Source organism: Quadrisphaera sp. GCM10027208 (assembly GCF_042658805.1).
In the GTDB taxonomy this organism is placed as follows: domain Bacteria; phylum Actinomycetota; class Actinomycetes; order Actinomycetales; family SCSIO-59966; genus SCSIO-59966.
The window spans coordinates 554,642-574,639 of sequence record NZ_JBHSRC010000001.1 but is presented as its reverse complement, the minus strand read 5'-3'; the positions used below and the strand labels follow the sequence as shown (position 1 = coordinate 574,639).

Here is a 19,998-nt window from a genome sequence, read left to right as displayed (position 1 = left end):
CACGCTAGGTCGGGTCGACGCCCCCCGCCAGAGGTGGCGGGATTGCATGATCACGCTTGGCGGGGGCGGCGTCGTCCGGGGTCCCTCAGTCAGCGACGAGCTCCCGGACGGCGCCGGCCGCCCGCTCGGCTGCCGTGACCCGCTCTGCCGCGGCCCGCCCGTCCGGCGCGGCCCGCCCGTCCGGCCCGGCCGATCGCAGCGCGACCCGGCACATCGCCGCCGCCTCGGCCGCCTGCGCGGCCAGGGCGCCTGCCCGGGAGAGCCGCCGGTGCAGGTCCGGTGCGCGTCCGTCCGGGCCTCGCGGGACGTCGAGTCCCGAGCTCGGCGCCTGCGCCTGAGCCCGGACGCACACAGCGCGCACGATGTCGAGCGACTCGGCGAGGGACGCGCCGACGAGCTCCAGCCGGTCGCGCTCCGGACCGGGGGGTACCGGCTCGATCACCTGGTGGAACCGGTCCACCGCTCGGCGGAACCGGTCGTGCGCGCGCCGCCAGACCCCGTCACCGAGGGGGTCGGGCTCCCGGCGTCGGAACAGCCGTCCCCGGACCGACATGGTCACCGGCCCCGCGTCGTCCGCACCCGTTGCTGCTGCCTGAGCGGTGTCTCAGAGGTACTGACCGGTGCCGTGCTGCTGACCGGGCCGCTGGTCGGGCTGGGGCTGACCAGGCATCCCCGGGGTCTGCGGGTGACCCGGCAGGGCGCGGCGCAGCTGCTCGAGCTGGGCTCGCGCCGCCATCTGCTGGGCGAACACGGCGGTCTGGATGCCGTGGAAGAGGCCCTCCAGCCAGCCGACGAGCTGGGCGTGCGCGATCCGGAGCTCGGCGTCCGTCGGAGTGCTCTCCTCGGCGAACGGCAGGGTGATCCGGCGCAGCTCCTCGACCAGCTCGCCCGACAGCGCCTGCTCGAGCTCGGCGATCGAGCGCTCGTGCACCTCCGCGAGCCGGGCGCGCCCGGCCTCGTCGAGAGGGGCGTTGCGGATCTCCTCGAGCAGCTGCTTGATCATGCTGCCGATCCGCATCACCTTGGCCGGCTGCTCGACCATCCCGGCGATGTCGCCGGCCTCGTCGTCACCGTCGACGACGCCCATGCCCTGCGGGGTGACGACCACGACCCGCTGCTGGTCGTCGTCCGCCGGCGTACCGGGAGGGACCTGCGGCTGGGACTGCTTCGGCTGCTCGGTCATGCCCTCCATCCTGCCCCCTGGTCCGCCGCCGCGCCGTCCGGGTGGGGGCGCCGGTCCGGGGTGCGAAAGACTGACCGACCGTGGACTCCGCAGAGCACGACCGGACGCCGACCGGGCCGAGCCGTTCCGGCACGGGGGCAGACCTGCCTCCCGGGTGGACGGCCGGCCACCCCGTCCCGCAGGACGTCGACGCCCTGTTCCGGGTCGCCGCCGCCCACGACCGGTCCGGGCTGGGCAGGCCGACGACGACACCGGAGTCGGTCGCCGCCCGTGTCGTCGGCCCCGGGGCGCAGACCCGGGAGCACTGCGTCGTCCGGGACCCTGCGGGCGTCGTCCGGGCCTGGGGGGAGGTGCACGACCGGGCCGCCGGCCGCACCGTCGTCGCCGTCCTCGTGGACCCGGGGCTCGTGGACCCCGGCCCGGCCGGTGCCGAGCCGGACGACGGGACCGCCGACCGGGTCGCCGCCTTCCTGTTCGACTGGGCCGAGCAGCAGGGTCGTCGCCTGGCGCTCCAACGGGGTCTGGAGGCGACGCAGCTCGACGCCGGCGCGTTCGCCGGCGACGACCGCCAGCACCGGTGGCTGACCGCCGCCGGCTACGTGCACGTGCGGACGTGGTGGCAGATGTCCCGTCCGGTGGAGGCCGCCGAGGCCGCGGCCGACGCCTTCCCCCCGCCTGGCGAGGGGATCACCGTGCGTCAGGTGGTCCGGGACGACGGCACGCCGGACGAGCGCGACCTGCGGGCCGTGCACGACGTCCTGGAGGCCGCGTTCACCGACCACTTCAACTACCACGAGGAGACGTTCGACGAGTTCGTCACCCGTCAGCAGCAGGAGGTGGGCCACGCCTGGGACCACTGGTGGCTGGCTGAGCTCGAGGACGGCGAGCCCGTCGGTGCGCTCGTCGGGGAGGTCTCGGCCGGCGCGGACGGGCAGCCCGACGGCAGCTACGTCGCGTACCTCGGGGTGACCAGTGCCGCGCGCGGACGGGGGGTGGCGCGGTCCCTGCTGCACGCCCTCATCAGCGACGCCGCGGCCCGCGGCCGGGACCGGGTCGGTCTCGAGGTCGACGCCGACTCACCGACGGGCGCGGTCGGTCTGTACCAGTCCATGGGCTTCCGCACGCGCTACGTCACCGAGTCGTGGCACCGTGACCTCGTCGTCCGCTGACGGCCGGTACCACCAGACAGCCCACCAGACAGCCAAGGACCACCGAAAGGGAGCCACCGGGTGACGAGCGAGGAGCTGGCGCAGCAGGTCGCCGAGCAGGCGATGGAGCAGGGGCTCACGGTGGCCACCGCGGAGTCCCTGACCAGCGGCCAGGTGGCGGCCCGCCTCGGCGCCGCACCGTCGGCGTCCACCTGGTTCCGCGGGGCCGTGGTGGCCTACGCACCGGAGGTGAAGTTCTCCGTCCTCGGCGTGCCCGAGGGTCCCGTGATCACCGAGGAGTGCGCGCGAACCATGGTCGAGTCCGTCGCCCGCCTCCTCGGCGCCGACCTGGCCGTCGCCCTGACCGGGGCCGGGGGCCCGGACGAGGAGGAGGGGGAGCCGCCGGGCACGGTGTGGTTCGCCGTCCTGGCCCACGGGCGGGTGCACGCCGAGAGGCAGCGGTTCGACGGTGACCCGCCGCAGGTGGTGGAGGCGACCACCGAGCACGCGCTGCGGCTCCTGCTCGAGCACGCCCGGGTCGCCGGGGGGGCCGCCGCATGACCGGGACCCTCGACGTCGCCGCCGTCCGCGCCCGCTACCCGGCGCTGGCGGACGGCTCGGCCTACCTGGACGGCGCGGCGGGGACCCAGGTGCCGACCTCGGTCATCGACGCCGTCGCCGGCGCCTGGCGGGCCGGGATCGGCAACCACGGCGGCGCCTTCGCGGCGTCCCGGCGCTCGGACGAGCTGACCGCCGCAGCGCGCCTGGCCGTCACCGACCTCGTCGGCGGGCCGTCCCCGGACGGCGTCCTGCTGGGGCCGAACATGACGACGATGACCTACCGGGTCGCGAACGCGCTCGCGGCGACCTGGGGCCCCGGTGACGAGGTCGTCCTCACCCGGCTGGACCACGACGCCAACGTGCGCCCCTGGGTCCAGGCGGCGGCGCGGGCCGGGGTGAGCGTCCGGTTCGCCGACCCGGTGCTGCCGTCCCTGGACCTGCCGGTCGAGGCCTTCGCGGACCTCGTCGGCCCACGGACCCGGTTGGTCGCGGTCACCGCCGCGAGCAACGTCGTCGGCACCCGCCCGGACGTGCGGGCGATCGCCGACCTGGCCCACGAGCACGGGGCGCTCGTGTACGTCGACGGCGTGCACGCCACCCCCCACGGGCCGGTCGACATGGCCGCCCTGGGCGCCGACGTCTACGCGACGAGCTCCTACAAGTGGTCCGGGCCGCACCTCGGCGCCCTGGTCGCCGACCCGGCCCTGTGGGAGGAGCTGCACCCGGACAAGCTCGCGTCGTCCCCGGACGAGGTCCCCTACCGGTTCGAGACCGGCACGGCACCGTTCGCCCAGCACGCCGGTCTCGCCGCGGCCGTCGACCACCTGGCGGAGCTGCCGGTCAGCCCCGCACCGAGCGGGACCCGCCGGCAGCGGCTGCTCGCGACGATGGCCGCCGTCGAGGCGTTCGAGACGGACCTGCTCGGCGTCCTGCTCGACGGCCTCGCCGCGATGCCGCACGTCCACCTCATCGGCTCCCCGGCTCGGCGCACCGCGACCGTGTACCTCACCGTCGACGGGTGGACGCCGCAGCAGGTCGCCGAGCACTGCGCCGCCGCTCAGGTCAACGTGTGGGCCGGGCACATGTACGCGTGGGAGCTCACCGGCCTGCTGGGGATCCGGGACTCCGGGTCCGCCGTCCGGGCCGGTCTCGTGCACTACAACGACCGGTCGGACGTCGACCGCCTGCTGGCCGCGCTCGGGGACCTCGGCTAGCTCAGACGGTCAGCACGATCTTGCCGACGTGGCTGCTGGACTCCAGCAGCCGGTGGGCGTCCGCCGCGTCCGCCAGCGGCATCCGGGTGTGGACGACGGGGCGGACGTCCCCGGACTCCAGCAGCGGCCACACGTGCTCGCGTACCGCCGCGACGATGGTGGCCTTCTCCGCGGCCGGCCGGGCGCGCAGCGACGTGGCGATGACCGCGGCGCGCTTGGCGAGGAGGGTGCCCAGGTCGAGCTCGGCCCGGCGTCCGCCCTGCAGGCCGATGACGACGAGGCGGCCGTTGGTCGCCAGGACCTCGACGTTGCGGGCCAGGTAGGCCGCGCCCATGTTGTCCAGGACGACGTCCGCCCCGTGCCCGCCGGTGGCCTCCCTCACCCGCTCGACGAAGTCCTCCTGCCGGTAGTTGACGAGGACCTGCGCACCGAGCTCGCGGCAGCGGTCGAGCTTCTCCGGTGTGCCCGCGGTGACGGCGACCCGCGCGCCCACGGCGCGGCCCAGCTGCACGGCCATCGTGCCGATGCCGGAGGACCCGCCGTGCACGAGCAGCGTCTCGCCCGGCTGCAGGCCCGCGGTCATGAACACGTTGGACCAGACCGTGCAGACGACCTCGGGCAGGGCCGCCGCGTCGACGAGGTCGACGCCCGCCGGTACCGGCAGCACCTGGCCGGCGGGGACGACGACCTGCTCGGCGTAGCCGCCGCCGGACAGCAGGGCGCACACCTCGTCGCCGACGCTGAACCCGTCGACGCCCTCGCCGACCTCGGTGACGCGCCCGGAGCACTCCAGACCGGGGTACGGCGACGCGCCCGGCGGTGGGGGGTAGTGCCCTCGTCGCTGCATGACGTCGGCCCGGTTCACCGCGGTCGCGGCCACGGCGATGCGGACCTCACCAGGCCCGCACGCCGGGGCCTCGACCTCCTGCAGCTCCAGGACGTCGGGGTCACCGGGCTCCCGGATCACCACTGCGCGCACACCCGGACCCTAGCCCCCACCCCCCGACCCCCCCGTGATCATGCAATCCCGCCACCCCCCGCGACCCACCCGTGATCATGCAATCCCGCCACCCTGGCGTGCACCTGCCGAGGCCGTGCGTGGGCGACACTGGTGGCATGCCGAGACGGGTCACTTCGTGGGAGGGGTGCGCGGTCGTCGTCCTCGCGGGCGGCCGGTCACGCCGCATGGGGCACGACAAGCTCGCGGACACTCTCGCCCCCGCCGCCGGCACCACCGGCCCGTTCACCGTGCTCGACGCCGTCCTCGCCGGCGTCCCGGACGACGTCGAGGTCGTCGTCGTCGGACCGTCCCGGTCCACGGCCCGCCCGGTCCGCACGACCCGTGAAGATCCGCCGGGCAGTGGTCCGGCCGCCGGGGTGGGCGCCGGGGTGCGTGCCCTCACCGGAACCCCCGAGCACGTCGTCGTGCTCGCCGGCGACGCCCCGTTCGGACCGGCTGCGGTCCCCGCGCTGATCGCAGCACTGCGCCGTGACCCGCATGCGGACGTGGCGGTCGCAGCCCCGCCGGACGGTCCGCCGCAGCCGCTGCTCGCCGTCTACCGGCGCGAGGCGCTGGCCCGGACGACGACCGGCCAGCTCCTCCACCGACCTGCCCGGGCGCTGATGGACCACCTCGCGGTCGTCGTCGTCCCGGTCGCCCAGGAGGCGACCCTGGACGTCGACACCCCGGCGGACCTGGAGGCGGCCCGGCGAGCGGCGCGCGCTCGGCTGAGAGGGGAGAGCGTGCGCGCCTGAGGTCCGGCGGGTGGGCGGAACTGTGGCCACAGAATGCTGCGTGCGGCGCGGCCTAGCCGGCGTGTTGCGCCTCCAACCCAGCATTCTGCGGGCTGGTCGGTGCTCAGTGGGTGGCGGGACTGCATGATCACGGCGGGGTAGGGGTGGGCGGGGGTGTGCAGGGTGGCGGGATTGCATGATCACGGCGGGGTAGGGGGGGGGGGGGGGGTGAGGGGCAAGGGCGACACGCCCAGCTGGACTGCTCCGATCGGGTGAACCGCACCGGTGCGGCCGGCCGTCACCGTCAATAGAGCCCGGAGCCGGCCCGAAGCAGAGAGGAACCGCGGCACTGCGTCGCGGGCGGTTTCTCGAGCGGAAGGTCGCCCATGCTGCGCAACATCGGCATCAGGTCGAAGATCCTGGCGGTCCTTGCGCTGCCCGTGCTCGTCCTGCTGCTCGCGGCCACCGTCATCTCCGTCGGTGCCCTCACCGACGCGCGCCGGGCCGTGCAGGTCGAGTCGCTCGCCGGCCAGGCGCCGGGGCTGACCACCCTCGTCCGCGGTCTGCAGGCCGAGCGGGCGCTGAGCATGCAGGTGATGGCCGGCGACACGAGCGCCGAGCCCGCGCTCCAGGAGGTCCGCGCCCAGGTCAGCGAGGGCATCGCGATGGTCCGCGCCGGCGTGGGCACGGTCGAGCTCGACCTGCTCGACGAGGCCGCCGCCAGCGGCGTCGCCGCGTCCGCCGCCGCCCATGACGACGTCGACGTCCTGCGCCGGCAGATCGACGGCTCCGCACTGTCCCCGACGCTCGCCTACGACCGCTACACCGACGCGATCGCGGCGGACGTCGCGCTCCCCGGCCGGATCGGCGACGCCGTCGACGACCGGGCGCTCGCCGACATGCTCACCACCTACACCGCGACCGAGCAGCTGGCCGAGCTCGTCACCGTGGAGCGCGACCTGGTCGCCCCCGCCGTCGCCGCGGGGGTGATGTCACCGGAGCTGCAGTCCCGGGTCGCTGACCTGATCGCCCGCCAGGACGTCGTCCGTGACCAGGCGACCGAGCTCGCCGAGAGCGTCGGCGTCCGGGTCCCGACCACCGGGTACGCCCTGCAGATGGCCCGGCAGAAGACCGTCGAGGACGCCGACGGCGTGCTGGAGAACATCGACCCGGCCACGTGGCAGCGGGCCGCCGAGACCGAGGTCGCCTCGCTCGGCGCGGTCGAGGCCGAGCTCGCTGAGCTCGCCGCCGCGCGCAGCGCGACCCTCGCCGACGACGCACGGACCTGGGCGATCCAGGTGGGGGCCGGCACGGCGCTGCTCGTCGTCGTCCCGGTGCTGCTGGCGCTGCTGCTCTCCCGCAGCATCACCGGTCCGCTGCGGCGGCTCACCGACGCCGCCGGCGAGATCCGGCGTGAGCTGCCGACGATGGTCGAGCGGATGCAGACCCCGGGCGAGGGCCCGGGTCTGACGCTGCCGGAGATCCCGGTGACCTCCCGGGACGAGGTGGGCCGGCTCGCCGCCGCGTTCAACGACGTCAACAGCACGACCGTGCAGGTCGCCCAGGAGCAGGCCGCGCTCCGTGGGTCGATCGCGGCGATGTTCGTCAACGTCGCCCGCCGCGACCAGGTCCTGCTCTCCCGCCAGCTCGCGTTCATCGACCAGCTCGAGCGCACCGAGGACGACCCGCGCACGCTGGAGAACCTGTTCCGGCTCGACCACCTCGCGACCCGGATGCGTCGCAACGCCGAGTCGCTGCTCGTGCTCGCGGGTATCGACACGGGCCGTCGCCTGCGCCGTCCGATGCCGCTGTCGGACGTCGTCCGCACCGCGACGTCCGAGATCGAGCACTACGAGCGGGTCGACCTCGTGCTGCAGGCCGACCCGCCGATGGTCGGGCACGTCGCCCTCACCGCCGCCCACCTGCTCGCTGAGCTGCTGGAGAACGCGACGAACTTCTCCGACCCCGGCACCCGGGTCGTGGTGAGCACGGCGGCCGGCCCGCGCGGCGTCGTGGTCAGCATCGCCGACGAGGGCCTGGGGATGTCCGCGGAGGAGATCGCCGAGGCGAACGCCCGGATCGCCGAGCCGCCGGTCGCCGAGGTCGTCGGCGCCCAGCGCCTCGGGTTCTTCGTCGTCGGACGCCTCGCCCGCCGCCTCGACGCGACCGTCTCGCTGGAGCCTGGGACCGAGCGGGGCACCGTCGTGCGGGTCGACCTGCCCACGGCGCTGTTCGTGCCCGGGTCGGTCGCCGAGGTCCCGGAGCCGGACGGCGACGAGGCGCCACCGGCTCACGAGCTGACCCCGGCGGGACTGCCTGCCCGGGTCGAGCCGGCGCCGCTGGGGTCCCCCGCTCCGGACGCCGAGCCGGCCCCGGACAGGCCTCGCACCGACGCAGGCCTGCCCCGTCGCGGCAGCGGCCTGCCCCTGCGGCAGCCGTCGATCGAGCGGTCCTCGCTGGCAGTGACGGCACCGGACGACGTGACGGCACCGGACGACGTACCCGAGGCCGTGCCGGATCCCTCGCCGGTCTCCCGTGGCGGGTTGTTCAGCTCCTTCCGTCCGCGTCGCCCCGGTGAGGCGCCCGAGACCGGCGCGGAGGAGGTGCCGACGAACGGCCACACCCGCGCGCCGGCCCACCGGCAGCACCCCGCGGAGCCGGACGCCCAGCAGCCGGACGCCCAGCAGCCCGTCGAGCAGGAGCCGGTCGAGCAGGAGCCGGTCGAGCAGGAGCCGGTCGCGCCCCAGCCCGAGGCCGCGCAGACGCCCGAGCCCCAGCCCGCGCCCCAGCCCGAGCCCGAGCCCGGGCCCGAGCCCCAGCCTCACCTCGCGGCACCCGCCCTGGACATCCTGCCCAAGCGGGCCACGCTGCGCCGCCGGCAGTCGCGGGGCTTCCTCGGACGTCGCGGGGTCGCCCAGCCGTCCACCGTCGTCCCGGTCACCCGCCGGGAGATGCGGAACCTCGAGCAGGCGCTGAGCACCGCGGACACCCCCGGTGAGCCGGTCGGCGCGTACGTCCCTCGGCACCAGCCCCCAGCGCGCCCGCAGGACGACGTCGCGGCGCGCGACCGGGAGGCGCCGACGCCGGACGGCGCCCCGGCCGCCCAGCGACCCGAGCCCGTCCCTGCGCCGAGCAGCCTGTTCGGCGTCCCGCCGCAGGCGGCGGATCGCGCCGAGTCCCCGGCTCCGGTGCCCGAGCCGGTCGGCTCCGGCGTTCGCGCGGCCGGTCGGGTGGCCCTCCCCGTACCCGGCGACGGCCCGATCCCGTTGCCGACGCGGCCGGCACCCGGCCCCGCGACGTCCACCGACGGTGGGTCCGACGTCCTGCGGGAGCGGTCGGCGCTGGCCTCCGAGGCGCTGACCGAGCTGAGCCGACTGTCCGCCTACACCCCCGCCGCCGTCGACAGCAAGCCGCCGGCGACCCTCACCCGGCGCACCCCGGCCGCCAGTCCGGCCGCTCAGGTGGCCGTGCCGCGACCGGCCGCCGCACGCCGTCCGGGCCGTGACGCCGCCGACGTCCGCTCGATGCTCGCCGGCTTCCAGGCCGGGGTGAACCGCGGGCGCACCGACCCGGCGGGTCCGCCTTCGCCGAACGGCGACCAGCCGGCTACCGACCAGCCGGGCACCGACCCGTCCCCGACCGCCCCGACGACCGACACCGCCAGCACGACCGGAGGACAAGCGTGACCACGATGAGCACCGAGGCAGCCAACTTCAGCTGGCTTCTCGACAACTTCGTCAAGAGCGTGCCCGGCGTCCGCCACACCCTCGTGGTGTCGGCCGACGGCCTGCTCATGGCCATGTCCGACGACCTCGACCGGACCCGCGGCGACCAGCTGTCCGCGATCGTGTCGGGGATGTCGAGCCTCACCCGCGGTGCGGCCCGTCAGCTCGACGCCGGCGAGGTGCGCCAGGCGATCGTCGAGATGGACGAGTACTTCATGTTCCTCATGGCCATCTCCGACGGTTCCGTGCTCGCCACGATGGCCGACTCCAGCTGCGACGTCGGGCTCATCGGCTACGAGATGGCCATGCTCGTCAGCCGCACCGAGGCGACCCTGACCCCACAGCTGGTCTCGGAGATGCGCTCCCGCCTGCCGGTCCACGGCAGCACCCGCGCGCCGGTGATGGGGTGAGGACGGCGTGAGACACGTCGACGACCCGCCCGGGCACCTGGGGCCCGGCGAGGACCCTTCCGTCGAGGAGGAGACCTACGCGGTGCGGCCCTACGCCGTCACCGGCGGCCGGACGGCGTCCGCCTCCACCCAGATCCCGGTCGAGGCGCTCGTCCAGGCGCTCGCCGAGCCCGACGTCACGATGACGCCGGAGAAGCGGCGCATCGTCGAGCTCACGCAGCACCAGTACCTGTCCGTCGCCGAGCTCTCGGCGCACCTGCGATTGCCGGTACCGGTGGTCCGGATCGTCCTGGGCGACCTCACGTCGTCCGGGTCGGTGCGGGTCCACGGGACGTCCCGGTCCGACGGCTACACCCCCGCAGCCACCCTCAGCGTCCTGGAGAGTGTTCTCAATGGCATTTCCTCGCTCTGACGTCGCCTCCGCCGTGCCGACGCAGGCCGCTCAGCCGGGTGGCGCCGGGACCCCGGACGGTCCGGACGCCGCGCCCACCGTGGTCAAGATCGTGGTCGCCGGCGGGTTCGCCGTCGGCAAGACGACGTTCATCGGCTCCATCTCCGACATCGAGCCGCTGACCACCGAGGCGCCGATGACCGAGCACTCCCTCGGCGTCGACGACGCCGGCGGGGTCACCGACCGCAAGACGACGACGACCGTCGCGATGGACTTCGGCCGGATCGCGCTGCCGGGCAACCTGTGGCTCTACCTGTTCGGCACGCCCGGCCAGGACCGGTTCCTGTTCATGTGGGACGACCTGGTGCGCGGCGCCATCGGCGCGGTCGTGCTCGTCGACACCGAGCGGCTCGAGCAGTGCTTCCCCGCGGTGGACTACTTCGAGGCCCGCGCGATCCCGTTCGTCGTCGCGGTGAACTGCTTCGACGGCATCGCCCGGCACTCCCTGGACGACGTCCGCGAGGCGCTCGCCGTCCCCGCCCACGTGCCGATGGTCTACACCGACGCTCGCTCCCGTGGGGCGACCAAGCAGGTCCTCGTCACCCTCGTCCAGCTGGCGATGCAGCGACTCACGACCTGAGCCCTGACCCGGTGGAGTGTCCGGACCGGACGTCCGGAATGTGAGACAGCGCCCCTGCGGGGAAGCCTGCCGCGGCGACGGGCTGTTAGGGGTGATCGTGCGCATCTATGACGACGTGACCCAGGTGGTCGGCAGGACCCCGCTCGTGCGGCTCAACCGTCTCACCGAGGGATGCGGCGCCACCGTGGCCGCCAAGCTCGAGTTCAGCAACCCCGGAGGTAGCGTCAAGGACCGGATCGGCGTGTCCATGATCGAGGCCGCCGAACGCTCGGGCCAGCTGCGCCCGGGCGGCACCGTCGTCGAGGCGACGAGCGGCAACACCGGTATCGCCCTGGCCATGGTGGGCGCCGCCAAGGGCTACCGGGTCGTGCTGACGATGCCCGAGACGATGTCCAAGGAGCGCCGGGCCCTGCTGCGCGCCTTCGGGGCCGAGCTCGTCCTCACCCCCGGCAGCGAGGGGATGAAGGGGGCGGTCGCCAGGGCCGAGGAGATCGGCGCCCGGGACAACGCCGTGCTGGTCCGCCAGTTCGCCAACGAGGCCAACCCCGAGGTGCACCGGCGGACCACCGCCGAGGAGATCTGGGCCGACACCGACGGCCAGGTGGACGTCGTGGTGGCCGGTATCGGCACCGGCGGGACGATCACCGGCGTGGGGCAGGTGCTCAAGGAGCGCAAGCCGTCGGTGCGGATGGTCGCCGTCGAGCCGGCCGAGTCCCCGATCCTCACCGGTGGGCAGCCCGGCCCGCACAAGATCCAGGGGATCGGGGCGAACTTCGTGCCCGAGATCCTCGACACCGGGATCTACGACGAGGTCGTGGACGTCGACGCCGACACCGCGGTCGAGTGGGCCCGCCGGTCCGCCCGGGAGGAGGGCCTGCTCGTCGGACTGTCCTCCGGCGCCGCGCTGGCGGCCGCCGTCCAGGTCGCCCGCCGGGAGGAGAACACCGGCAAGCTCGTCGTCGTCGTCATCCCCTCCTTCGGCGAGCGCTACCTGTCCACGGTCCTGTACAGCGACCTCATGGACTGACCCGGTGCACATGAACCGCCCTCCGGCCGTCGCGCCGGTCCGGCTGGGCTGGCGTCGCCGTCTGGCCGAGGACCTGCGCACCGCCGCCAGCCGGGACCCCGCGGCCCGTTCGCGCCTCGAGCTCGTCCTGGCCTACCCCGGGCTGCACGCCCTGTGGCTGCACCGGCTGGCGCACCGGATGTGGGCGCGGCCCGGCCTGCGGCTCGCCGCCCGGCTGCTCTCGCACGTCAACCGGGCGCTCACCGGCATCGAGATCCACCCCGGCGCGGTCATCGGCCGCCGGTTCTTCATCGACCACGGGATGGGTGTCGTCATCGGCGAGACCGCCGTCGTCGGCGACGACGTCATGCTCTACCACGGGGTCACCCTCGGCGGCCGCAGCTCGAGCCGCGGCAAGCGGCACCCGACCCTGGAGGACGGCGTGACCGTCGGCGCCGGGGCCCGGATCCTCGGGAACATCACCATCGGGGCCGGCGCCCAGGTGGGCGCGAACGCGGTCGTCGTCAAGGACGTGCCCCCCGGCGCCGTCGTCGTCGGCATCCCCGGCCGGGTCCGCGGCACCGGCGGCGGCGAGGACCTCGTCGACCCGGCCCTGCTCATCTGAGCCGCGGGGCGGGAATAAATCCGGACCGTCTGGCACTCTAGAGGTACGAGTGCTAGGTTTGCACTCGCAAACTTCTGCCACAACTGTTCGGGCCGTCGCGCCCGCGGCGGCCTCGTGGACGAGGAGGTGGTTGTTGTGGCCCTGACCTTTGACCCCTTCCGTGAGATGGACCGGTTGGCGAGCCAGCTCATCGGCGCCACCACGACGTCGACCCGTGCGCCGCGCTGGATGCCGATGGACCTGTACCGCTCCGGGGACCACTTCGTCATGAACGTCGACCTGCCCGGGGTGGACCCCGGTTCGATCGACCTGCAGGTCGACGGCAACACGCTGACCGTCCGCGCCGAGCGCACCTTGCACCCCGAGGACGCGCAGTGGCTCGCCCAGGAGCGGCCGGCCGGCACGTTCATGCGCCAGCTCAACCTCGGTGACGGCCTCGACATCGACAACATCCACGCCAGCTACGAGCACGGCGTCCTGTCGCTGACGATCCCGGTCGCCGAGCAGGCCAAGCCGCGCCGGATCGCTGTGGACGTCAAGAAGGACGGCGCCTCTGAAGCGGTCGGCGGAGCCCCGCTCCAGGGTGAGGTGACCGCCGGCTGACGGACGGTCGGGCCGCCGCCGCTGACGGCGGCGTCCCCGACCGGGACAGCACCCCGGACGCCGACCCCTCAGTCGCCGAGCTCGCGGAGGAACTTCTCCACGTCGGCGGCGAGGGCGTCGGCGTCCGGCATCTCGTCCTCCGGCAGCGACGGGCCCATCAGCCCGGGCCCGCCCAGCGTGCGGCCGGAGACGATCGCGTCGTACTGGCGCTCCAGGCCGCGGACCGCCTCGAGCGTCTCGGCCGAGTCGGCCACCTGCGCGTCGACCTGCGCGAGGACCTCCGCGCCGGCAGCCCGCAACCCGTCCGCCGGCAGCTCGACCTCGACGAGGTCCGACAGCGCCTCCAGGAGCGCGACCGCCGCCGGCGGAAACGCCGTGGCCGCGAGGTAGTGCGGGACGTGCGCGGTGAACCCCACGGTGGGGTGGCCCCACTGCCCGAGCCGCAGCTCCAGCATGGCCCCGACGTGCCCGGGGACCTGGACGTCGCCGATCCAGCGGGGGCGCCCGGCGATGAGCTCCCGGTCGCTGGCGTGCGCGGTCAGCCCGACCGGCCGGGTGTGCGGTGCGGCCCACGGAACCCCGTACAACCCCACGGTGAGCCGGACGCCGAGCTGCTCGACGAGCATCCGGACGGACACCGCGAACCGCTCCCACTGGGTGTCCGGCTCCGGACCGGTGAGCAGGTACAGCAGCGAGCTGTCGGGCAGCCGCAGCTCGTGCAGGACGAGCTCGGGCACGTCGACGGACGTGAACCGGTCGGCCGAGAACGCCATCCGCGGCCGGCGGGAGCGGTAGTCGAGCACCTGGTCGACGTCGAACCGGACGACGAGCCGGTGCGGCAGCTGGTCGAGCAGGTGAGTCGCGGCCAGGGAGGCCGCCGAGCCCGCGTCGACGAACCCGTCGAGGACGTGCACGAGCACCGGCGCCGCGGGCACCTGGTCCGGTGTCCGCTGCGACACGTCGGCAACGAGCTCGAAGAGATCCTCAGGTGGCAGCACGTCACCATTCTCCCACCGCGGGGACGGGTCTGACGTCGCCCCGCTGCGTTGACCGCCCTTGGCCATCCGTCCGGACGGCCCAGAATGCTGGGTTGGTGGCGCGACACGCCGGACGAGCCGTGCTGAGCGCAGCATTCTGTGGCGGAGGCCTGCAGTAGTACCGCGGTAGCATTGCGGTATGAAACTCAGCGTCAGTCTGCCCGAGGAGGATGTGGCCATCCTCGACGAGTTCGCTCGCGCCGCCGGCCTCCCCTCGAGGTCGGCCGCGGTGCACCACGCTGTCCGCATGCTCCGCCTGACCGACCTGGAGCAGGACTACGAAGCGGCGTGGCGCGAGTGGGACGTATCAGGGGACCACGAGGCGTGGAGCGTGACCGTGGCAGACGGAATCGCCGATGCTCCGCGGTGAGATCCGGCTCGTCGACCTAGATCCTGTACGCGGGAGTGAGGCCGACACGCGACGCCCGGCGGTGATCGTCAGCAACGACCGAGCGAACTCGACAGCGGTGCGCCTCGGACGCGGAGTGGTCACTGTCGTACCGGTTACCGGTAACACCGACCGGATCTTCCCGTTCCAGGCACTGCTGCCGGCAGCTGCGACCGGCCTGCGGCACGACTCCAAGGCTCAGGCCGAGCAGGTCCGCTCGATCGCAGTCGAGCGGGTCGGCGCGGTCGTCGGCCGTGCACCCGCTGACGTCATGGTGCAGCTGGACGACGCACTGCGTCTCCACCTGCAGCTGTGACCACGTCGCAGCTGTGACCACGTCGGCTCGACGTCCGGGGTGATCTCCCGGCGCGTTACCGTCGTCGCCCGTGGAGGACGTGATCGTCGTCGGCGGCGGCATCGTCGGGCTGGCGACCGCGTGGCGGCTGCTGCAGGCCCGCCCCGCCGACTCCGTCGTCGTCCTGGAGAAGGAGACCGAGGTCGGCTGGCACCAGAGCGGGCACAACAGCGGGGTGATCCACTCCGGCGTCTACTACCAGCCCGGCAGTCTCAAGGCCCGCCTGTGCCGTGCGGGGCTGCAGGCGACGAAGGACTTCTGCCGCGACCACGGCGTCCCGCTCGCCACCCCGGGCAAGCTCGTCGTCGCTACCTCCGACGACGAGGTGGTCCGGCTGCGGGCGCTGCGCGAGCGGGCGACGACGAACGGCCTGACCACCGAGTGGCTGGACGCTCGCGAGCTGCGCCGGCGCGAGCCGGCGATCACCGGGCGGGCCGCGATCCTCGTCGCCGAGACCGGGGTCACCGACTACCGGGCGGTGACCCGGACGCTGGCCCGGCTCGTCGCCGACGCCGGCGGCCGGGTGCTGACCGGCGCCGCGGTGACGTCGGTGCACGAGACCCGGGACGCCGTCACCGTGGTCGCCGGCGGGCAGGTGCACCGCGCCCGCCGGCTCGTCGTCTGCGGCGGCCTGCAGGCGGACCGGCTCCTGCGGCTCGCCGGGGTGGAGCCGGACTTCCGGGTGGTGCCGTTCCGGGGGGAGTACCACCGGCTCGCCCCGCAGCGGGCCGGGCAGGTCCGTCACCTGGTCTACCCGGTGCCGGACCCGCGGCTGCCCTTCCTCGGCGTCCACGTCACCCCCGGCGTGGACGGCTCGGTGACGGTGGGACCCAACGCCGTCCCCGGCCTGGCCCGTGAGGGCTACCGCAAGGGGCAGGTGGTGTGGCGGGACGCCGTCGACGCCCTCGGCTACCCGGGCACCTGGCGGCTGGCCCGGCGGCACTGGCGCTCCGGGCTGGCGGAGGCCCGCAACTCGCTGTCCCGCGCCGGCTACCTGGCCGCCGTCCGCCGCTACTGGCCCGACCTCACCGTGGAGGACCTGCTGCCGCACGAGGCGGGCATCCGGGCCCAGGCGGTGCGGCGCGACGGCACCCTGGTCGACGACTTCCTGCTCCGGCGCACCGGCCGGTCCCTGCACGTCTGCAACGCTCCGTCGCCGGCCGCGACGTCGGCGCTGCCGATCGCCGACCTCGTCGTCCAGCGCCTGCTGGCGGACTGACTGCGAGCAGGCCGCCCAGCACCCGGCTCCCGGGCGGCCAGGTCAGGGCACCCGCAGGATCCGCACCGGGTCGCGGTAGGCCGCCCGCAGCGCCGGGGGCACGGCCGCGACCAACGCTGCGATCACTGACAGCGTGGCGACCGCGACCGTGAACGCGACGCCCGGCAGGGCACCGGCGAGGCGCCAGTCGAGGAGCAGCCCGACGAGGACGCCGAGCAGCGCGCCGGTCACCGAGCAGAGGCCCACCTGGAGCAGCACGTGCACGAGGATCCCGGTCCGGGTCGCACCGAGCGCCCGCCGCCGGCCGTGGTCGCGGGCCCGCTGGGCGACGGCGCCGAACTGGGTGACGGTGATGAGCACCATCCCGGCGGCGAGCACCACCCACACCAGCCGCCGGCTGGTCTGCGCCAGCTGCGACCCGATGACGTCCTGCAGCCGGGCGAGGCTGCCCTGCGTGGTGACGGTGAGCTGGTTGGGGTCCTGGGCGACGAGCACCGCGGTCGCGGCGCGGGCGAGGTCCTCGACGTCCCGGACGGTGGCGACGCTGATCATGATCGTTCGGACGGTGTCCCCGCGGGCGGGCTCGTCGTGGACGAGGACGCTGTCGCCGAGGCCGGCGAGCGGGCCGGTGGCGGTGAACGTGCCGACGACCGGGGCGTGCGTGGTGGGGGAGGCGACGCCGCCGACCGGTTCGAGCAGGCCCAGTCGCGTCATCGCGCCGGCGTCGACGAGCGCGTCGCCGGCACGGGGGGCGCGGTAGACCGCGGTCTGCAGACCCGGCGGCCAGGAGCCGTAGACCCGGCGGGCCGGCACGGCGGCCCCGCCCGGGACGGCGGGGTTGGTGACGTCGAACGCCTGCCCGAGCCCGATGGCCCACTCGACGCCGTCGAGAGCGGCGACGGCAGGCACGCTCACCGCGCTGACCCGGGCCCGGTCCTGGTCGTCCGTGAGGGTGATCAGCCGTCCCGCCGGGGAGTCGATCTCGGACAGCACCCGGCGTTCGGAGGCGACGGTCTGCCCCGTCGTGGCCAGGATGGCCGCCGTGACGCCGGCGACGACGAGCGCGGACACCGCACTCGCGACGCGCTGTCCCCGGACGGCGAGCACGGCGTCCCGGGCCGCCGTGACGGCTGCGCCAAGGGGGGAGGGCTTCATCCCCCGATCAGCACCTGGTCGTCGGCGCCGGCCGCCCGGGCCCGGTCGTGGGTGGCCACCACGACGGTGGCGCCGTCGCGGGCGGCGGCGTGCAGGGCGTCCCAGACGACGTCGGCGGACTCGGCGTCCAGGTTGCCGGTGGGTTCGTCGGCGAGGATCACGGCGGGGTTCTTGACCAGTGCCCGGCACAGCGCGATCCGCTGCGCCTGGCCACCGGAGACCTCCCCCGGTCGGTGCCGGGCCCGGTCCGCGACGCCGAAGCGCTCCATCAGCCGCATGCCTCGCGTGGCCGCCTCACGCTCCGGCATCCCGGCGATGGTGCCTGCCTCGGTGACGTTGGCGAGGGCCGTGCGGGAGGGGTCCAGGACGGCGTCCTGGAAGACGAACCCGATCTGGCTGGCCCGCAGCGCGGACCGCTCGGCGTCCCGCCACCGCGTCACGGGCAGCCCGTCCCAGCGCACCGTCCCGGCGGTGGGGGTGAGCATCAGACCGAGGACGTAGAGCAGGGTGGACTTGCCGGACCCGGAGGGGCCGGTGACGGCTGTCAGCGCTCCGGCGCGGAACTCCTTCGAGATCCCGGCCAGCACCGGGGCAGCCGACTGCCGGTAGCCGAACGACAGCTCGTGGACGGCGAGCCGGGCCGGGGGTGCCGTGGGGGTCGTCACGGCCGGTCCTGCAGCAGCCGGACCCGGTCGCCGACGTCGACCCCCGACACGACGCTGCGGCCGAAGGCAGAGGCCAGGACGTCGACCGGCACCCGGGTGCCGTCGGTGAGCTGGACGCCGGTGCCGCCGTCGGGCCCGGTGGTGATCGCCGCGGTCGGGACGGTGGGTCCCTCGGTGGGTGGGACGACGTACAGGTCCGCCGTGTACATCGACTCCTCCGCGACGGGCACGACGTCGGCGCAGGTCTCGCCGCACAGCGCCGTGCCGTCGGGTGCCGTGAGCGTCAAGGAGACCTCCCCCGGTGGGACGGCGGTCGTGGAGGCCACCACGCCGTCCCAGACCTGCTCCTCCTCCGGGCCGTAGCTGACCCGCACTGGGGCGGACAGCGGGACCAGGTCGGCCTGGTCCCGCACCAGGGTGACGGTGAACTCCGGAGGCCCGGTCACGGCCAGCGCCGCCGACCGGCCGGTCTCGACGGCGGCGCCGACCTCCAGGTCCGGGTCGACGAACACGGCGGTCGGCAGCTCGGGCAGGAACACCAGGTCGCCGCGCCGGACGACGCCGTCCGGGGTGGTGCCGACCTGTCGTTGCCAGCGCCGGACGGCCTGGTCCGTCGTCTCGGTGAAGGCGGCGTCGGGGGTGCCGGTGAACAGTCCCTGGCCGCGCAGGAAGCCCTCGAGCTGCTCCACGTCGGCGCCGGTCGCTCCGATGCCGATGTCCCGGAAGGCCGGGACCGCTCCTGCTGCGGCCACCGCTGGTCGCAGGTCCACCGTGTACAGCACCGTCCCGGCGTCCACGGTGCTGCCGGGGGAGACGTCCACCGAGGTCAGGGTGCCGGTGTGGCCGTTGACGCCGGCCGGTCGAAAGGGCCAGGACGCCGAGGCCGCGTACGTGACGGCCTGCTCCACCGTGCCCAGCTCGACCTCGACGTCGATGGTCGGCAGGTCCTCCTCGGGCACCGAGGGCGGATCGGTCGTGACACCGGCCGCCCACCAGCCCGCGCCGAACAGCAGCGCCCCCGACACGGCCCAGACCAGCGCCGCCGTCCGCAGCCGGAGGGGGCGGGAGACCGAGGTCTGCAGGGTCGACGTCGCCGCGTCATCCGGGTCCGGCGCCGTCACGGGGCGACGTCCCGGGGGTCCGGGTCCGGGCACGCCGCCACCGCTGCGGCGGCGTCGCCGCCGGAGTCGTACACGGCCTGCATCGGCAGCCAGGCCGGTTCGTCGGAGGTGTAGGTCTCGATCCACACCTCGCGGGAAGGCGCGGGCGTCACCGGGTAGCCGGCGCGGCGCAGGCACTCGGCCTGCTCCAGGCTCAGGTCGTACAGACCGCTGAGCGTCTCCGGTGTCAGCGACGGCGCCCGCGGCGGGAGGCCGACCCGTTCGATGCACTCACGGTCGAGTCCGACGCCCTCGGCCACCGGACGGTCCGGGCTGGAGCCGTTGTCGATCCCTCGGCCGTCGACCGGTGCCGACGCCGGCAGGCCCTCGGACCGGGCGCACTCGATGAACGCGTCCTGCCACTCGGCGAACAAGCCGTCGTACTGCTCGTACGTCGTCGCGGTGGCCTGCGACGTGGGCGGTGCGCTGCGGTCCGGGCCGTCCGGGCCGTCCGGGTCGGCGGCACAACCAGCCACCAGGCTCAGCCCGGTCGCCAGCGCCACGGCGACCGTGGTGCGCGGTGTACGCCAAAGCCGCATGTCGTGTCAGCCCCCTGCCTAGCATCCCGTCGAGACGCTGGTGTACCAGTCGGTGACGTCGGCACGCCAGCACCCGCCGTCAGTGCCGGTGCGGCGTGCAGGCGTGCTCGGCCAGCGGATACGGCACACTGGCCCCACTCCGGGAGGGCTGTCCGAGTGGCCGATGGAGGCGGTCTTGAAAACCGCTAGGGCGGTACCCAACCCGTCCTCAAGGGTTCGAATCCCTTGCCCTCCGCGCGG

22 protein-coding genes and 1 tRNA gene are annotated in these 19,998 nt (G+C 74.6%); 15 read left to right on the top strand and 8 right to left on the bottom strand.

The genetic code is table 11. The annotated features are described in order from the left end of the window. Positions 1–85: 85 nt before the first annotated feature. Together ACFP6A_RS02910 and ACFP6A_RS02905 are read right to left on the bottom strand one after the other, a co-directional pair. Positions 86–553, bottom strand: a complete 468-nt coding sequence (locus tag ACFP6A_RS02910) for a hypothetical protein (RefSeq protein ID WP_379601461.1) — start codon at positions 551–553, stop codon at positions 86–88. 51 nt (positions 554–604) lie between these two features. Beyond that, the gene (locus tag ACFP6A_RS02905; RefSeq protein ID WP_379601394.1) at positions 605–1,183 is read right to left on the bottom strand and encodes a bacterial proteasome activator family protein; all 579 of its coding nucleotides are present in this window, start codon (positions 1,181–1,183) and stop codon (positions 605–607) included. Positions 1,184–1,263: 80 nt separating this feature from the next. Here ACFP6A_RS02905 and ACFP6A_RS02900 point away from each other — a divergent pair, with 80 nt between their 5' ends. From ACFP6A_RS02900 to ACFP6A_RS02890, 3 genes are read left to right on the top strand one after another with little or no spacing between them, the layout of a single operon-like run. After that, on the top strand, positions 1,264–2,352 hold the full coding sequence (locus tag ACFP6A_RS02900; RefSeq protein ID WP_379601392.1) for a GNAT family N-acetyltransferase: 1,089 nt from the start codon (positions 1,264–1,266) through the stop codon (positions 2,350–2,352). A gap of 60 nt (positions 2,353–2,412) precedes the next feature. Beyond that, positions 2,413–2,892: a CinA family protein gene (locus tag ACFP6A_RS02895; RefSeq protein WP_379601390.1), complete on the top strand. Its 480-nt coding sequence runs from the start codon at positions 2,413–2,415 to the stop codon at positions 2,890–2,892. Then, positions 2,889–4,106 carry a cysteine desulfurase-like protein gene (locus ACFP6A_RS02890; RefSeq protein ID WP_379601388.1) on the top strand — a complete coding sequence of 406 codons (1,218 nt, stop codon included), beginning with the start codon at positions 2,889–2,891 and terminating at the stop codon, positions 4,104–4,106. The genes ACFP6A_RS02895 and ACFP6A_RS02890 overlap by 4 nt, the downstream gene beginning before the upstream one ends. Position 4,107: 1 nt before the next feature. Here the strand turns inward: ACFP6A_RS02890 and ACFP6A_RS02885 are convergent, their stop codons facing one another. After that, the gene (locus ACFP6A_RS02885; protein WP_379601387.1) at positions 4,108–5,085 is read right to left on the bottom strand and encodes an NAD(P)H-quinone oxidoreductase; all 978 of its coding nucleotides are present in this window, start codon (positions 5,083–5,085) and stop codon (positions 4,108–4,110) included. A gap of 137 nt (positions 5,086–5,222) precedes the next feature. On the opposite strand from ACFP6A_RS02885, the gene ACFP6A_RS02880 reads away from it, so the two are divergent. The 8 genes from ACFP6A_RS02880 (at position 5,223) to ACFP6A_RS02845 (ending at position 13,240) form a co-directional block, all read left to right on the top strand. Then, entirely contained in the window at positions 5,223–5,861 is a 639-nt protein-coding gene (locus ACFP6A_RS02880) for a molybdenum cofactor guanylyltransferase (protein ID WP_379601385.1), read from the top strand. A 365-nt stretch (positions 5,862–6,226) separates the two neighbouring features. Then, on the top strand, positions 6,227–9,526 hold the full coding sequence (locus ACFP6A_RS02875; RefSeq protein WP_379601383.1) for a nitrate- and nitrite sensing domain-containing protein: 3,300 nt from the start codon (positions 6,227–6,229) through the stop codon (positions 9,524–9,526). Next, positions 9,523–9,975 carry a roadblock/LC7 domain-containing protein gene (locus tag ACFP6A_RS02870; RefSeq protein ID WP_379601381.1) on the top strand — a complete coding sequence of 151 codons (453 nt, stop codon included), beginning with the start codon at positions 9,523–9,525 and terminating at the stop codon, positions 9,973–9,975. Before ACFP6A_RS02875 ends, ACFP6A_RS02870 begins: the two co-directional genes overlap by 4 nt. A gap of 7 nt (positions 9,976–9,982) precedes the next feature. Beyond that, on the top strand, positions 9,983–10,387 hold the full coding sequence (locus ACFP6A_RS02865; RefSeq protein WP_379601379.1) for a DUF742 domain-containing protein: 405 nt from the start codon (positions 9,983–9,985) through the stop codon (positions 10,385–10,387). Beyond that, the gene (locus ACFP6A_RS02860) at positions 10,368–11,006 is read left to right on the top strand and encodes an ATP/GTP-binding protein (RefSeq protein ID WP_379601378.1); all 639 of its coding nucleotides are present in this window, start codon (positions 10,368–10,370) and stop codon (positions 11,004–11,006) included. The genes ACFP6A_RS02865 and ACFP6A_RS02860 overlap by 20 nt, the downstream gene beginning before the upstream one ends. Positions 11,007–11,100: 94 nt before the next feature. Then, a complete protein-coding gene (cysK, locus tag ACFP6A_RS02855; RefSeq protein ID WP_379601460.1) occupies positions 11,101–12,033 on the top strand; it encodes a cysteine synthase A in 933 nt (310 codons plus the stop codon). A gap of 10 nt (positions 12,034–12,043) precedes the next feature. Further along, entirely contained in the window at positions 12,044–12,637 is a 594-nt protein-coding gene (gene cysE / locus ACFP6A_RS02850) for a serine O-acetyltransferase (RefSeq protein ID WP_379601376.1), read from the top strand. A 135-nt stretch (positions 12,638–12,772) separates the two neighbouring features. Further along, complete coding sequence (locus ACFP6A_RS02845; protein WP_379601374.1) at positions 12,773–13,240, top strand: Hsp20/alpha crystallin family protein; 468 nt, start codon at positions 12,773–12,775, stop codon at positions 13,238–13,240. 68 nt (positions 13,241–13,308) lie between these two features. Here the strand turns inward: ACFP6A_RS02845 and ACFP6A_RS02840 are convergent, their stop codons facing one another. Next, the gene (locus ACFP6A_RS02840; RefSeq protein ID WP_379601372.1) at positions 13,309–14,238 is read right to left on the bottom strand and encodes a PAC2 family protein; all 930 of its coding nucleotides are present in this window, start codon (positions 14,236–14,238) and stop codon (positions 13,309–13,311) included. Positions 14,239–14,416: 178 nt separating this feature from the next. Between ACFP6A_RS02840 and ACFP6A_RS02835 the strand changes: the two genes are divergently transcribed. From ACFP6A_RS02835 to lhgO, 3 genes are all read left to right on the top strand, one after another. Continuing rightward, entirely contained in the window at positions 14,417–14,647 is a 231-nt protein-coding gene (locus ACFP6A_RS02835) for a ribbon-helix-helix domain-containing protein (RefSeq protein ID WP_379601370.1), read from the top strand. Continuing rightward, entirely contained in the window at positions 14,634–14,981 is a 348-nt protein-coding gene (locus tag ACFP6A_RS02830) for a type II toxin-antitoxin system PemK/MazF family toxin (RefSeq protein ID WP_379601368.1), read from the top strand. The genes ACFP6A_RS02835 and ACFP6A_RS02830 overlap by 14 nt, the downstream gene beginning before the upstream one ends. A 70-nt stretch (positions 14,982–15,051) precedes the next feature. Further along, positions 15,052–16,239, top strand: a complete 1,188-nt coding sequence (lhgO, locus tag ACFP6A_RS02825; protein WP_379601367.1) for an L-2-hydroxyglutarate oxidase — start codon at positions 15,052–15,054, stop codon at positions 16,237–16,239. A gap of 42 nt (positions 16,240–16,281) precedes the next feature. On the opposite strand, the gene ACFP6A_RS02820 is transcribed toward lhgO, so the two are convergent. Genes ACFP6A_RS02820 through ACFP6A_RS02805 form a run of 4 tightly spaced genes read right to left on the bottom strand, consistent with a single transcriptional unit; the run spans position 16,282 to position 19,758 of the window. Next, positions 16,282–17,394, bottom strand: a complete 1,113-nt coding sequence (locus ACFP6A_RS02820) for an FtsX-like permease family protein (protein ID WP_379601365.1) — start codon at positions 17,392–17,394, stop codon at positions 16,282–16,284. Next, positions 17,391–18,059: an ABC transporter ATP-binding protein gene (locus ACFP6A_RS02815; RefSeq protein ID WP_379601364.1), complete on the bottom strand. Its 669-nt coding sequence runs from the start codon at positions 18,057–18,059 to the stop codon at positions 17,391–17,393. The genes ACFP6A_RS02820 and ACFP6A_RS02815 overlap by 4 nt, the downstream gene beginning before the upstream one ends. Then, complete coding sequence (locus ACFP6A_RS02810; protein WP_379601363.1) at positions 18,056–19,180, bottom strand: peptidoglycan-binding protein; 1,125 nt, start codon at positions 19,178–19,180, stop codon at positions 18,056–18,058. Before ACFP6A_RS02810 ends, ACFP6A_RS02815 begins: the two co-directional genes overlap by 4 nt. Continuing rightward, positions 19,177–19,758, bottom strand: coding sequence for a hypothetical protein (locus tag ACFP6A_RS02805; protein ID WP_379601362.1), 582 nt, complete (start codon positions 19,756–19,758; stop codon positions 19,177–19,179). Before ACFP6A_RS02805 ends, ACFP6A_RS02810 begins: the two co-directional genes overlap by 4 nt. Positions 19,759–19,900: 142 nt before the next feature. Between ACFP6A_RS02805 and ACFP6A_RS02800 the strand changes: the two genes are divergently transcribed. Next, positions 19,901–19,993, top strand: a tRNA-Ser gene (locus ACFP6A_RS02800). Positions 19,994–19,998 lie beyond the last annotated feature (5 nt).

Bases quoted from the DNA above. Each gene is read 5' to 3' on its own strand.
- ACFP6A_RS02905 (WP_379601394.1), bottom strand. From the start codon at position 1,183: ATGACCGAGCAGCCGAAGCAGTCCCAGCCGCAGGTCCCTCCCGGTACG.
- ACFP6A_RS02860 (WP_379601378.1), top strand. From the start codon at position 10,368: ATGGCATTTCCTCGCTCTGACGTCGCCTCCGCCGTGCCGACGCAGGCC.
- ACFP6A_RS02890 (WP_379601388.1), top strand. From the start codon at position 2,889: ATGACCGGGACCCTCGACGTCGCCGCCGTCCGCGCCCGCTACCCGGCG.
- ACFP6A_RS02805 (WP_379601362.1), bottom strand. From the start codon at position 19,758: ATGCGGCTTTGGCGTACACCGCGCACCACGGTCGCCGTGGCGCTGGCG.
- ACFP6A_RS02880 (WP_379601385.1), top strand. From the start codon at position 5,223: ATGCCGAGACGGGTCACTTCGTGGGAGGGGTGCGCGGTCGTCGTCCTC.
- ACFP6A_RS02820 (WP_379601365.1), bottom strand. From the start codon at position 17,394: ATGAAGCCCTCCCCCCTTGGCGCAGCCGTCACGGCGGCCCGGGACGCC.
- ACFP6A_RS02875 (WP_379601383.1), top strand. From the start codon at position 6,227: ATGCTGCGCAACATCGGCATCAGGTCGAAGATCCTGGCGGTCCTTGCG.
- ACFP6A_RS02910 (WP_379601461.1), bottom strand. From the start codon at position 553: ATGTCGGTCCGGGGACGGCTGTTCCGACGCCGGGAGCCCGACCCCCTC.
- cysE (WP_379601376.1), top strand. From the start codon at position 12,044: ATGAACCGCCCTCCGGCCGTCGCGCCGGTCCGGCTGGGCTGGCGTCGC.
- ACFP6A_RS02835 (WP_379601370.1), top strand. From the start codon at position 14,417: ATGAAACTCAGCGTCAGTCTGCCCGAGGAGGATGTGGCCATCCTCGAC.
- ACFP6A_RS02830 (WP_379601368.1), top strand. From the start codon at position 14,634: ATGCTCCGCGGTGAGATCCGGCTCGTCGACCTAGATCCTGTACGCGGG.